Below are 13,579 nucleotides of genomic sequence, written 5' to 3'. Positions count from 1 at the left end.
CAAAGGGAAAGGCGTTATACCAAACGGAGTAAATTCTGTCAGGCCACCATCATTATGGCCTGACATTCACTAAACTGATTATTCTAGAGCAGCCTGAACGCTTTTCTTCGCGGCAGCCATCGCCGGATACTTAGCCACCAGATTGGTCATCATGGTGTTGTACTGCACGGCCTGAGCCTGAGTCGGGAACTGCACGCCACCGTTATTAAAGGTCACCTGTGCGCCCTGCTGTTGCAGGAAATCACCCACTTGCACCAAATCCTGCACGAAGGCAGCAACGGTCGGAATAGCGGGAATCAGTGTGGCAGATGGCTGAGTCACCAACTTGTCGTAAACCTGATTGTAAACCGCCTTCAGATCATCCGGCTGTTTCAACGCCGCATGGGCGCTATCGGCCTGATGCTTGGCAGTTTGAATTTGTTGAGTCAATAAATTGAGCGTGCCTGCCGCTTGCTGTAGCGCCGCACGTTTATTCACGTAATCCTGCGCCACGCGAATTTCATCAATCTGAGTGACGGCTGGAGTAAAGCCCGCTTCGATTGATTTATTTAACTGCTGCGTAAAGGTCACTAAAATCGCGTAATCACCAGCATAGTTACCGAATTTCTGCTTTTGATCTTCGCTCAGCGTTGGCAGTTTCATCCCGCTGCGCATGACGGTATTTTGCAGATAGTCGATGAAAGCCTTGCGTTGCTCAGGCTCTTTATCGCCACATGCAGTGAGCTGGAACACCATAAACAGCGCCAAAATTGACGTTAACCAACGAGAATACCTTGTCGTATTCAGTGCAAAAGCCATGTGGAATTACTCCTGTAATAAGCGTTTATTTTCACTAGTGTCCGTTCTTATTACCCATCCCTGAATCAATAAGAATAGCGCAAAGGGAGAGGTTTTCTCCCCCTTTGCTTTGACCGCAGGACCGTTACTGTAGCAGCGAGATATCCGCTACCTGCAAGAACAGCTCACGCAATTTACTTAACAATGTCAGACGGTTGATACGTACGGCATCGTCTTCGGCCATGACCATCACGTTATCGAAGAAGGCATCGACGTTTTCACGTAACGCAGCCAGTTCAACCAATGCTTCCTGATAACGCCCTTCGGCAAACAGCGGCTCCAGCTGATCGCGCAGCACCACCAGATGCGTTGCCAGCTGCAACTCTGCGGTTTCTTTCAGTACCGCAGCGTTCACGCGATCGTTCAGCGTATCGCTAGATTTCGCCAGAATATTCGATACGCGTTTATTGGCCGCAGCCAGCGCCGCTGCCGCTTCCAGAGTACGGAAATGGCTAACCGCTTTCACACGCGCATCAAAATCTGCCGGTTTGGTCGGACGACGAGCCAACACCGCCTGAATGGTATCAACGCTGTGGCCTTCTTCCTGATACCAGGCGCGGAAACGACCCAGCATGAATTCAACCACTTCATCCACAACCTTGCCGTTAGTCAGCTTGCTGCCATACAGGCGCACCGCTTCTTCGGTCAGGGTTTGCAGATCCAACGGCAAGTTCTTCTCAACGATAATACGCAGTACGCCCAGTGAAGCACGACGCAGCGCAAACGGATCTTTATCGCCTTTTGGATGCTGACCAATACCAAAGATACCTGCCAGCGTGTCCATCTTGTCGGCTATCGCCAGTGCACAAGCGACCGGGTTAGACGGCAGATCGTCACCGGCAAAGCGCGGTTGATACTGTTCGTTTAACGCAACGGCAACGTCTTCAGCTTCGCCATCGTGGCGGGCATAGTGCATTCCCATCACGCCTTGGGTATCAGTGAATTCGAATACCATGTTGGTCATCAAATCACACTTGGAAAGCAAGCCAGCGCGCGTAGCATGGTTAACATCCGCACCAATTTGTTCTGCTACCCAACCGGCCAGAGCCTGAATACGGTCGGTTTTATCACGCAGCGTCCCCAACTGCTGTTGGAACAGCACGGTTTCCAGACGCGGCAGATTATCTTCCAGACGCTGTTTACGGTCAGTCTTGAAGAAGAATTCGGCGTCAGCCAAACGCGGGCGAACCACCTTCTCATTACCGGAAATGATTTGCTGCGGATCTTTAGATTCGATATTGGCAACGAAGATGAAGTTAGGCAGCAATTTGCCCGCGGCGTCATACACCGGGAAATATTTCTGATCCCCTTTCATGGTGTAAACCAGCGCTTCCGCAGGAACAGCGAGGAATTTCTCTTCAAACTTCGCCGTCAGCACTACCGGCCATTCAACCAGCGAAGCCACTTCTTCCAGCAGGCTTTCACTCAGATCGGCAACGCCGCCAATCTTCTGCGCAGCCAGCTCGGCATCACGTTTGATAATGGATTTACGCAATTCATAGTCAGCGATAACTTTGCCGCGTTCCAGCAGGATCTGCGGATACTGATCGGCATTATCGATGGTGAATTCGGCTTCACCCATAAAGCGGTGGCCGCGAATCACGCGATCAGAATCAATGCCTAACACGGTGCCAGCAATCAGCTCATTCCCCAGCAACAGCGTCACGGTATGCACGGGACGAACGAATTGGGTTTCTTTATCACCCCAGCGCATCAATTTAGGAATCGGCAGTTTGCTCAGCGCGGTATTGACCATACCGGCCAGTAACAGCTGCGCCGACTGGCCTTTAACGTGGGCACGATACAGCAGCCATTCACCTTTATCCGTAGCCAGACGCTCGGCCTGATCCACGGTAATACCGCAACCGCGCGCCCAACCTTCGGCAGCCTTGGTTGGCTTGCCTTCGGCATCGAACGCCTGAGAAATGGCAGGGCCACGTTTTTCAACTTCACGATCGGCCTGAGCCGCGCTCAGATTGGCTACTTTAACCGCTAAACGGCGAGGAGCGGCAAACCAGCTGACGTCACCGTGAGATAAATTGGCGTTATCCAGCTCGGCGGTCAGGTTGGCAGCAAAAGATTCCGCCAGGGAACGAAGAGCCTTCGGCGGCAATTCTTCCGTGCCGATTTCCACCAGGAAAGTCTGTTGAGTCATGACAGCCTCTTAGTTCTGATTCTTTTTGCACATAGGGAAGCCAAGGGCTTCGCGGGAAGCGTAGTACGCCTCGGCGACAGCTTTGGTCAGCGTACGGATGCGCAGAATATAGCGTTGACGCTCGGTCACGGAGATCGCTTTACGTGCGTCCAGCAGGTTAAAAGTGTGGCCTGCTTTCAAAATGCGCTCGTAGGCCGGCAACGGCAGCGGATTTTCCAGCGCCAGCAATGACTGGGCTTCTTTCTCATACTGCTCGAAGCAGGAGAACAAGAAATCCACATCGGCGTATTCGAAGTTATAGGTTGATTGCTCAACTTCATTCTGATGATAAATATCGCCGTAGGTGGTTTTACCCAATGGGCCATCGCACCAGACCAGATCGTATACGCTGTCCACGCCCTGGATATACATCGCCAGACGTTCCAGACCGTAAGTGATTTCACCCGTAACTGGCTTGCACTCCAGCCCGCCCACTTGCTGGAAGTAGGTAAACTGGGTGACTTCCATACCATTCAGCCACACTTCCCAGCCCAGCCCCCAGGCACCCAGCGTTGGGTTTTCCCAGTTATCTTCGACGAAGCGAATATCGTGAATGGTCGGATCCAGACCCAACTCTTTCAAAGAACCCAAATACAGTTCCTGAATGTTGTCTGGTGAAGGCTTAATGATCACCTGGAACTGGTAATAATGTTGCAGGCGGTTAGGGTTCTCACCGTAGCGACCATCGGTCGGACGGCGGGAAGGCTGTACATAAGCAGCAGCGATTGGCTCTGGGCCAAGCGCCCGCAGGCAGGTCATTGGGTGGGAGGTACCCGCGCCGACTTCCATGTCCAATGGTTGAACAATGGTGCAGCCTTGGCGCGCCCAATATTCCTGTAACGTCAGGATCAGGCCCTGAAAGGTCTTGGTATCAAACTTTTGCATGTTGGATTCGCACGCGATACAAGTGGATAAAATGGAATGAATCAGTATACCCGCTGACCGTAAGATATACAGCCAGAATCCGGCGAGATGTGTAAATCAGAGGGGGTTTGTTGATTAAATATCCAGTTAAAGGACGTGAAATAACGTAGTAAAGCGGAAATAACCGGCGAGAACCTTAGGTAAAATAATAGAATTCCGATGAACTAATGGAATCAATCTATGACTCGCCTGCGGAAATAGCACGGTCAGAACCGTATCCACTGATATAAACCGAGCGACAAGAAGTACCGGTAAGATACGGTCTGAAACTGTTAATCACGACAAGCTCTTTCACCGCCAGCCCCTTATTTTAATAACCAATCCAGCAGTGCCATGCCAACGGTGACCACGCGACTGAATCGGTATTCTGGTCACGGCGGCGCCCTATCGGAGCAGCAGGGATCGGTTCCCTAGAGCCATACTCGATAAAACAATGATCTGATTTTTGGTCATCGCACAGAGATGGGTAGGTATCACATGAAAATGCCCCTCCGCCTAAGGGATAAGCGGCAAGAGTATGAGAGCAACCGAGGAGCAACCCCAGCCCAAAGGTACACACTGACGACATCCTTAGAATATTTCGCTTAGATGACATAATATACACTCCTATATAATTACACATTGCAACAATAATGGTGTTTAATGCTGCAATTGATCAATTATTAACCAATGGTTATCTGCGTCAAGTTTCTGCCCAAATATAAAATGAGTAGGTTGCTTATCAGGCACCGAACGGCGATTATCCTCCTGCCGAGCATCTCATAGAGGAAACAGTAAGATGGCTTTAGAACGCTGTGGTTGGGTCACTGCCGATCCGTTATATCTTGCCTATCACGACAAGGAATGGGGAATTCCTCAGCGAAACAGTCAGGCGCTGTTTGAGATGATCTGTCTGGAAGGACAACAAGCCGGCTTATCTTGGATTACCGTCTTAAAAAAGCGTGAAAATTACCGAAAAGCTTTCCATAATTTCGATCCTCATTTGGTAGCCAAAATGGGGCCGAATCAGGTGGAAGCATTAGTGCAAGACAGTGGCATTATTCGCCATCGCGGAAAGATTCAGGCCATTATTACCAATGCTCAGGCATATCTGGCTATGGAGGCTAACGGCGAAGATTTCTCCGAATTTATTTGGAGTTTTGTCGATAATACGCCGAAAGTTAATCACTGGTGGAGCCTGGCAGAAGCCCCTGCAACCACACCCGTTTCAGATGCAATGTCCAAGGCGCTGAAAAAGAAAGGCTTTAAATTTATTGGCTCAACTATCTGTTATGCCTTTATGCAAGCCACAGGCTTGGTGAACGATCATATGTGCAACTGTTTCTGTCATCCGGATAACGCCAATAAATGATCCGTAAGGCGAATGCTGAAGATCATAATGCGTTGATCGAGTTATGGTTACCAAGCACCATCGCTGCTCACCCTTTCGTGCCAGAGAGCTACTGGCGCGAAAGCCTTGATTTGGTAAGCAATACCTATATTCCTCAGGCTAGCAATTGGCTATATGAAACACCGAATGGCACCGTTGGATTTATCAGTGTACTGAACGAACAATTGATCGGGGCGCTGTTTGTTGAGCAAAACTACGTCGGTCAAGGCGTTGGCCATGCTCTTATGCAACATGTGCAAACTCGTTATCCTGCGTTAATCCTTGAGGTTTACCAAAAAAATCAGCGAGCCTACCGCTTTTACCGTAAGCATGGGTTTAACGTTTCAGAGCGATCTTATAATGAAGAAACGGGAAATTATGTTTTAACCATGCATTGGGTAAATCATCAAAGATAAAAATAAATATTATTGGCTATTTTCCTACTAAGACTATTAAATTTTAATTACTGACTACAATTGGCCTCGCCGCAAATAAAAAAATAAATGTTATTTGATAGGTTAATATTCAAACCTCCACCTTATAAAAAGGCACAATATAATAAATCATTTTTATATAGGCCTACACTTTCCGCGTCGATGAAAAACCCAAGATGATAATGGAATATTATTTATATAAACATTCATATTTCATTCAGAACAGCAACTTAATGGTGCTATGACTATGGTCGATAAAACTAAGCCCCCGTTATTTTTTTTCTTGCTTTCATCCACTCCATCCTTAGCCGAAGACGGGTTCTATTTCGAATAGTATATATCAAAATGGATGCGTGTATGAAACCCCAAATAGGCAAAATGAATAAAACATGCTTTTATTCAAACGATTACTTCAGTTGGAAACCATGATGTCTACTCCCTAATAGCAAACTGGATCAGAAATCTCCCGCCGCTGATCTGGGCATAAAGTCTATACTGGGACCAGGTTACGCTTTACAACGTTGTCATTCATGGGCGTTATAATCAGGTCGAACCGCCTGGCGCGGTATAAAAAATTTTTCCCGGTAAAGATATACTTTGCTCAATAAACGGGGAAATTGTTAGCCTGAGTATGACTGACTATAACTGTGATAATAACGAAATTGCAGATAGAAACAGCATTGAACTCGCCCTATCATTAACGAACCCACTTTTTTATTGGATCTACCCGCGAAGGTACTATAAGAAGAAGTGAAACGAACGGCGCAAGTTCATTCTCTAACCACATGAAATATAAAACAAAGAGATGGAAAGGAAAGGAAAGGAAAGGAAAGGAAAGGAAAAAATATTTTCTCTGGTAGTTTCAAGCCATCAGAAAAAGTGAAAATTGGATTCAAATGTGATGAACGACAATATTAATAAAGCAACTCTACCAGCCTAATATCTCTATCACCTGCATCTTTATTTTTTGATAAAGACACCTTTAGTGATTCCCTGTTAATAACTACTCATCATGTATTTAAAATCATATTTAACTTATCACCCTATCAAGATGACAAGTTAAATTGTTTACCTAGTAATAATAAAGCCATTTTCCACACCATAAATAACAAAACAATTAAAAGGGATTAATATGTATAAGAATATACTGATTATCATCCTGTCTTCATTTTTATTAACAGGAGCGCCAAGCATAGTTTTATCTCAGGACTTACCGTACACAAATAGGATAAATGATATTGGGCCAATTTATGATTATGATGAACCAGGAATTGAAAGTGGCTATACGTTAATTCAACCGGAAGAGATAATTTATCTGGACATCAATGATATTTTTTCACAACACTGGCAATCAAGAAAAGAAACCTCCGTCAGTAATCCCTATCTGGATTGCGATACAGACTGCACAATATTACAGAAAAAAATTATCCCACTAAACGAAATTTTTACTCAAGCCGCTATTGATCCGAACCATTCCAGCCAGCAAGTTTTATTAAGTTTTGCCCTAACCGAAACCAATGAGTTCAATTTTAGCATTGGACAATATCTGGATATCATCGTTGATAAAAATAGTGTCCGTCTGCTTGGCGGAGCTGTGCCAAAAGGCATTGAAACCCCTCTTAATCATCACTCCAATCAGCTCACTTTTCTTTTCCACGTTCAAGACCAGCAACTCTCTATGAGTTATATGGAGAGCGACAGCACGCAACAGCGCTACCTTTCACCAACAATAAATCTGGAAATAAAAAAATCAAAAGAAATAAATTATTGGCCGGATATCGAGATATTCAACCCCAATCCTGGCAACCCTATACTAGTAAAGAAAATACTATTAACTAGCCAGAGCACTCATAGCCGCTTTAAACGCGGCATCGCCGGGAAAATAGGCTGTTATCTGTCTGGCCCGCTGGCACTCTACAATCTGGTGGTGCAAGGGCATTGCACTCAGGTTGAATCTGCATGGTCGAGCATAAAGTCCTTCTTTGCCGGAAAGGACAGCACCAAAATGATAGTGATTGCAGGGAATCCCATTCCGCTAAAACCGACGGTTACCCCACCCTCTGAGCAGACTGATAACCTGAATGCATTCGAACTCAGCGTTTTGAATACCCACCTGCATCACCAAGCGCTAACGTTGCCTGCCGCAGCCGATTTCTGCCATACATCGATAGATGAAATCAAAGGTGCTCGCTATCCGCGACAAATCAGACACACTTGCGCCAACTGGCTATCCGTCGTGTTACAGGATTTCACCCTGCTATTCGGCAATAGCCTGCGTACCTGGTCCGCAGAGTATCTCACCCAAACGCTAAATGGTATTTTGGATCGCCAGGCAATTGATAATGATAACGACGCCCAAGATGCTTTTATTCGCCAACCTGCCGCTGGCGTGCGACTCATCCAAACCATTGCAGATATTGCTGATAGAGAAGGCCGAGCCGAAGTTATTGAGCAAGTTAGCGGGGCATTTACTCATGCGGTACAGAATTATGCCAACTATGTGATGACTCAACCTTCCTCCGGCCCCTGTACTCCTTCCTGTAGCGATTCAAGTTCAAGTCATAGCAGCTGTAGTTGTTCCGATTGCGATATAGATTCGCCATTAGCGGCTCAGGAATTGCCGCTCGGTACTTATCAGTTAACTCTCTCCGCCTATATTCCTCAACATACGCAACCGCTGATTTTACAAAATGGATTATGGGTAGAGCCAGCGCAAGGTTTTGATATCGAAATAATCCGAGGTACTTTTGCTGAGACTCGCCAACAACGATATGAATTGATGGAAACAATCCAGCTATGGCGAAATGCTTATATCGAAAAAAGAGTGTATTGCAATAAATACGGGAATTTCCCCACGCAAATAGATACGGCACGCTTCGCCGGGCAGTCCACCAGCACTCTGCTGCGCAGTACCTTGCGGTACTTTGACGAAAATAACCTGATTGCAGTAGTCCGATTTAATAACCAAATTATTAATGTGAGCGCGGTATCTCGTTTTTCTGATCCCGATGAAGACGCAAGCATCATACAAGCGAATATTATTGCTACGTTGACTCACCCGGCCTACGTTTTAACCCCCAATAATGAAGGTACCGTTCGCCGCGCTGGCACGGCTGCTCTGCATCAACTCATTCAGCAACTGATTGCCGATGGCGTTCAAACGCTTAGTTCACATGTCATTTCAACGCCTTCCGCTATTGTGAAAAAGCGCCTTGGCTTCAGTTTTATCCCTGACAAACCCCATAGCATCACGCCAACACCTAATAGCGATCTTTAGCCACCGGCTCTCCGCCCTGATAATTTCTTATTCTGGGCGGACAACCATTTCAATATTTGATCAACAGACTTTTCGTGCGCTCTTTGACGATAAACCGGCCAAAAAACCACATTGCGCGGCACTATCAGAGTTTTCTCAATAGTATTCTGCGACGTTTTACCGGATAACGATGCCCATCATTTTCAGCTTCCGAACCCTTAGCGGGAGCTTGCTTCAGGTTTTAGCGACGGTGGATAATTTCTTTACGAAATCCACGTTGATAAACACATTTAAGGACATCACATGCAAAAACGCACACTTGCCATTGTTGCTGCACTCTGCGCAACTTTGACTCTTTCGGCCTGTACCACTAACCCTTATACCGGCGAATCTCAAGCTGGAAAGTCTGGCTACGGTGCCGGTATCGGAGCCTTAGTGGGCGCTGGCGTGGGGGTTTTATCTTCCTCCAAAAAAGATCGCGGCAAAGGCGCACTGATTGGCGCAGCGGCAGGCGCAGCACTGGGTGGTGGTGCCGGTTACTACATGGATGTTCAGGAAGCCAAACTGCGTGACAAAATGCGTGGAACCGGCGTAAGTGTCACTCGTCAGGGTGACAATATCGTACTGAATATGCCAAATAACGTTACCTTCGACACTGATAGCAGTAATTTGAAACCAGCAGGTGCCAATACCCTGACTGGCGTGGCTATGGTATTGAAGGAGTACGAAAAAACGGCGGTCAATGTTATCGGTTATACCGATAGTACCGGCGCTCGCGCTCACAATATGAAGTTGTCCCAGCAACGTGCCGACAGCGTAGGCAGCGCATTGATCACTCAGGGCGTAGCGGCTAACCGTATTCGTACCATTGGCGCAGGCCCGGATAACCCAGTGGCAACCAATAGCACTGCGGCGGGTAAAGCACAAAACCGTCGAGTCGAGATCACACTTAGCCCGCTGTAAATGACAAAAAGGGTGACGGCTCATCACTTTCTGGCCGTCCCCCCTTCACCCCCAAATCTTTCTCGCCCCAGAACATCCCCAATAAACACCGCCACCGCGCAAAGATAATCTATATCACTACCCTATGGATTTCACTTTGTGGCAAGGCGGCAACCGAAAGAGTCGCCAAGAGCTTAGTCCACCAAGTGACTCGGGCGAGTGAGGGAAGCCAACACCGCCACGGCGTGAAAGATGACGGGTATTTGTGATAATCTGCCGCCAGTTACCCTTCCAGGACTAAACCGTGAGCAGTACGAAAGGACCGCGCCCATCTGGGCGAGCAACCATCAATGATGTCGCTAAGAGTGCTAAAACTGGCAAGACTAGCGTCTCTCGCTATTTGAATGGCGAACATAACCTGCTGTCCGATCGATTAAAACTGCGTATTGAAGAAGCTATCGCCAAACTAAATTATCGACCTAGTCAGGTTGCCCGCAGCCTGAAAAGGGGGCGAACCCGATTGATCGGCCTGATTTTGGCGGATATCACCAACCCTTATTCTATTGACGTTATGCGTGGTATTGAAGCCGCTTGCCGTGCTCATGGCTTTACCCTGCTGATGTGCAATACCAACAATCAGGTCGAACAAGAGCAGCATTATCTGCAACTGTTGGGCAGTTATCAGGTGGAAGGGATTGTGGTTAATGCCGTTGGAATGCGGGAAGAGGCGCTGTCGATGCTGCAACAGTCGCGCCTGCCGATGGTGTTGATCGATAGGAAGATCGCCGGTTTCTCCTGCGACATGATTGGCTTGAATAATGCCGAAGCGGCAATCATGGCTACCAATCATTTAGTCGAGCAAAACTATCAGTCTATTTTATTTCTTAGCGAGCCTTTGGGGCTGGTCAATACCCGCCGAGATCGTCTGATGGCGTTCAAAGCAGCGATGGCGGTGCATCCTGAGCGAGCGTCGGAACACGCTGAAGTCACGCTGGAAGATAGTCAGCGAATCAATAACATTGTCGACCAGTTCAACCAGAAACATGGGGATAAACGCCGTGCCATTTTAGTGGCCAACGGCAGCCTAACGCTGCAACTGGCACGCACCTTACGCCACAATAATATTCAGTGGGGCATCGATATTGGCCTGCTCGGATTTGATGAGTTACCTTGGGCGGAACTGGCTGGCGTAGGGATTACCACACTTAAGCAGCCTACTTATCAAATAGGTTACGCCGCACTCGAACAATTAGTGAAACGCATGCAGGGGAGTGATGAACCTCCGGCTGATATCATGTTTTCTGGCGAACTGGTGATACGCGGCTCGACACAGCTTTAGTCCGTCACTTTTGGCTCGTCACAATTCGATAAACACAGCGGCGGGAGCCAGATAAAATATGCTCAGTACGCTCAACCGGTACTTGTAAAGCCTGCTGGAAAACCTCTAACTCCGCGCGACAAAAGCCCTGACAACTGGTCGCAGCGGCGCAAATCGGGCAATGGTTTTCAATCAGTAAGATAGAGCCATCTTCCTGCATTTCCCATTCGGCCATATAGCCTTCGCGCGTACGAATAGCCACCAGCCGCTCCACCCGTTCACCAATATTACTGGCTCCTTTCATAGCCTGAAAGTATTGATCGCGGGTTTCCTGTTCGCGGGTATCAATCAGCAAATTAAGGGCATCTTCACCTAACTTAGTGCGAACCATACGCAGTAATTGCACGGTTAATTCGCCGTGAGCATCGGGAAATCGCGCGTGGCCCGCATCGGTTAATTGCCATAGTTGAATCGGCCGTCCGACGCCTTTAACCTGTGCGACCGCAATCACCAGACCTTCTTTGGCCAGCTTGACGAACTGCTGACGCGCCGCTTCCCCGGTGGTTCCAAGGATCTTGCCCGCATCCGTTGCCTGTAGTGGGCCGCGGGTTTTCAGCAGCATCAGCAAGCGCTCGGCGACGGATTGCGTGCTTATTACCCCATGGTCGGTGGTATTCATATTACTCCCGATATTAAAAACACATTGGCATTTACCAAGCATATACTTGACTTATTAACCCTGCACGGCCACAGTTATTCCAAGTTAACGCTTGTTTAACTCAGTCTATCATCAAATCTTACTCAACAACCAGTCGTACTGGTTAGGATAACCACTGTGCTAATGAATGATGCGAGCCGCTGGAGCGATCTATTCTCCGGGGAAAATGCGGTTTTTGCCTTTGCGCTGTCGGCGGGTGTCGCGTTACACGCCATTAATATTTATATCGTGACAACCATTCTACCTTCAGTGGTGCTGGATATTGGCGGGCTTAATCTCTATGCCTGGAATACCACGCTCTTTGTTACTACGTCGATTCTTGGCTCGGCGCTCTCCGCTCGCCTGTTAAGTCGCTATGGCCCACGCGCGGCCTATAGCTTAGCCGCTTCGGCCTTTATGCTCGGCAGCCTGCTGTGCGCTATTGCGCCAACTATGCCGATGATGCTGGTAGGCCGCGCAGTTCAAGGACTTGGCGGCGGTTTTCTGTTCGCTCTCTCCTACGCCATGATCAATCTGGTCTTCCCGCAATCTCTATGGCCACGGGCGATGGCGCTAATTTCCGGAATGTGGGGCGTAGCTACGTTGATTGGCCCGGCAATAGGCGGCGTGTTTGCGGAAATGGGGGCCTGGCGTTTAGCGTTTTGGCTATTGCTGCCGGCTACACTGCTGTTTGCAATATTCACCTGGAGAATTCTACCGGCGGGAACAAAACGTACCGAACCGTCCTCATCCCTACCGATAATCCAACTGATACTGTTGACGACTATTGTACTAACCGTTTCCGCCAGCAGTATTGCCACCGATTTGCGCTATAGCGCTGCAGGCATTACCGTCGCTGCCCTGCTACTCACATTGATGATCCGCATCGAGCGCAGCTCCACCATTCGTTTATTACCGCAGGGCGCACTGCGTCTAGGTTCGCCGTTAGCGGCTTTGTACATCACTATGTCGTTACTGGCGCTTACCATAACCAGTGAGATTTTTGTGCCCTACTTCTTACAGACTCTTCATGGCCAATCGCCGCTGGTTTCCGGCTATCTGGCCGCCACAATGGCCGCAGGCTGGACAGTGGCGGAAGTACTGAGCTCTGGCTGGAAGAAAAACGGGATAAGCTTGGCAATTATTAGCGGGCCAATTATCGTTTTACTGGGGTTGATCGCTCTGGCGATTTTGCTCCCACACAGATCTGTCGGCGATTGGCTAACCCTCGCCCCTATCGCTCTCGCTCTGACGTTGGTCGGTTTTGGCACCGGCTTTGGCTGGCCGCATTTGCTTACGCGCATTCTACAGGTCGCAGCGGATGAAGATAAAGACATAGCCGGTGCCTCTATTACTATGGTGCAGATGTTTGCTACCGCTCTGGGCGCCGCGCTGGCAGGTTTGGTAGCTAATATTTCTGGTTTAAACGATCCCGGTGGCGTTGCCGGTGCAGCCAATACCGCATATTGGCTATTCGCTCTATTTGCCATCGCGCCGCTACTGGCGATTTTCACCGCAATCCGCTGTGCGGCCATTCGTCAGCCGACCGCGACTCTTGCCACATCCGAACTGCACTAACTCATAGCCCGTAGACGCTGGTCATACCCA

Annotated in this window: 10 protein-coding genes; 6 read left to right on the top strand and 4 right to left on the bottom strand. The window is 48.4% G+C overall.

Annotation, left to right across the window (positions count from 1 at the left end; genetic code table 11):
• Positions 1–78: 78 nt before the first annotated feature.
• From ACQ4OC_RS14215 to glyQ, 3 genes are all read right to left on the bottom strand, one after another.
• Positions 79–798, bottom strand: coding sequence for a DUF3053 domain-containing protein (locus tag ACQ4OC_RS14215; RefSeq protein ID WP_064515902.1), 720 nt, complete (start codon positions 796–798; stop codon positions 79–81).
• A gap of 124 nt (positions 799–922) precedes the next feature.
• Positions 923–2,992 carry a glycine--tRNA ligase subunit beta gene (gene glyS / locus ACQ4OC_RS14210; protein WP_430971284.1) on the bottom strand — a complete coding sequence of 690 codons (2,070 nt, stop codon included), beginning with the start codon at positions 2,990–2,992 and terminating at the stop codon, positions 923–925.
• A 9-nt stretch (positions 2,993–3,001) separates the two neighbouring features.
• A complete protein-coding gene (gene glyQ, locus ACQ4OC_RS14205) occupies positions 3,002–3,916 on the bottom strand; it encodes a glycine--tRNA ligase subunit alpha (protein WP_049597387.1) in 915 nt (304 codons plus the stop codon).
• Positions 3,917–4,733: 817 nt separating this feature from the next.
• Between glyQ and ACQ4OC_RS14200 the strand changes: the two genes are divergently transcribed.
• The 5 genes from ACQ4OC_RS14200 (at position 4,734) to ACQ4OC_RS14180 (ending at position 11,295) form a co-directional block, all read left to right on the top strand.
• Entirely contained in the window at positions 4,734–5,306 is a 573-nt protein-coding gene (locus ACQ4OC_RS14200; RefSeq protein ID WP_064515907.1) for a DNA-3-methyladenine glycosylase I, read from the top strand.
• Positions 5,303–5,740, top strand: coding sequence for an N-acetyltransferase (locus ACQ4OC_RS14195; RefSeq protein ID WP_064515909.1), 438 nt, complete (start codon positions 5,303–5,305; stop codon positions 5,738–5,740). Before ACQ4OC_RS14200 ends, ACQ4OC_RS14195 begins: the two co-directional genes overlap by 4 nt.
• Positions 5,741–6,890: 1,150 nt before the next feature.
• Positions 6,891–9,035 (top strand): hypothetical protein, encoded by a 2,145-nt coding sequence (locus ACQ4OC_RS14190; RefSeq protein ID WP_064515910.1) that lies wholly within the window; start codon positions 6,891–6,893, stop codon positions 9,033–9,035.
• A gap of 282 nt (positions 9,036–9,317) precedes the next feature.
• Positions 9,318–9,977: an OmpA family lipoprotein gene (locus ACQ4OC_RS14185; protein ID WP_064515912.1), complete on the top strand. Its 660-nt coding sequence runs from the start codon at positions 9,318–9,320 to the stop codon at positions 9,975–9,977.
• Positions 9,978–10,260: 283 nt separating this feature from the next.
• A complete protein-coding gene (locus ACQ4OC_RS14180; protein ID WP_064515915.1) occupies positions 10,261–11,295 on the top strand; it encodes a LacI family DNA-binding transcriptional regulator in 1,035 nt (344 codons plus the stop codon).
• Between the two features lie 4 nt (positions 11,296–11,299).
• On the opposite strand, the gene ACQ4OC_RS14175 is transcribed toward ACQ4OC_RS14180, so the two are convergent.
• Positions 11,300–11,953, bottom strand: a complete 654-nt coding sequence (locus ACQ4OC_RS14175) for a helix-turn-helix transcriptional regulator (RefSeq protein ID WP_430971282.1) — start codon at positions 11,951–11,953, stop codon at positions 11,300–11,302.
• Positions 11,954–12,115: 162 nt separating this feature from the next.
• On the opposite strand from ACQ4OC_RS14175, the gene ACQ4OC_RS14170 reads away from it, so the two are divergent.
• Complete coding sequence (locus ACQ4OC_RS14170; protein WP_430971287.1) at positions 12,116–13,549, top strand: MFS transporter; 1,434 nt, start codon at positions 12,116–12,118, stop codon at positions 13,547–13,549.
• Positions 13,550–13,579: the final 30 nt, after the last annotated feature.

Origin of the sequence: Yersinia sp. J1 (genome assembly GCF_050586585.1) — a bacterium.
Taxonomy (GTDB): domain Bacteria; phylum Pseudomonadota; class Gammaproteobacteria; order Enterobacterales; family Enterobacteriaceae; genus Yersinia; species Yersinia entomophaga.
The sequence above is the reverse complement of the archived record's forward strand: the minus strand, read 5'-3'. Positions and strand labels throughout refer to the sequence as shown.